Annotated in this window: 1 pseudogene; it reads left to right on the forward strand. The window is 54.0% G+C overall.

Annotated features, from left to right (window positions below):
- A pseudogene (locus HNH97_RS16100) lies at positions 1-265 on the forward strand (IS5/IS1182 family transposase); the annotation flags it as partial.

Raw genomic sequence — 265 nt, forward strand, 5'->3', positions numbered from 1 at the left:
CAAACCCGCAAAGCTGTCGCACAAGGATCGTCATGCGCGATGGACACTGAAGTTCACGAAGACGAAGCGGCAGGATGATGGAACCATGCCCTCCAGCGATCTCGCCATCCCGTTCTTTGGCTATAAATCGCATGTTTCCATCGATCGAAAATACCGGTTCATCCGGAAATGGAAAACAACGCATGCCGCCGCCAGTGATGGCGCGCGATTGAGAGAGGGGCTGCTGGATAAAACCAATACAGCCTCAAGTGTCTGGGCTGACACG

The sequence above is a fragment of the Gluconacetobacter entanii genome (assembly GCF_013155425.1).
In the GTDB taxonomy this organism is placed as follows: Bacteria; Pseudomonadota; Alphaproteobacteria; order Acetobacterales; family Acetobacteraceae; genus Novacetimonas; species Novacetimonas entanii.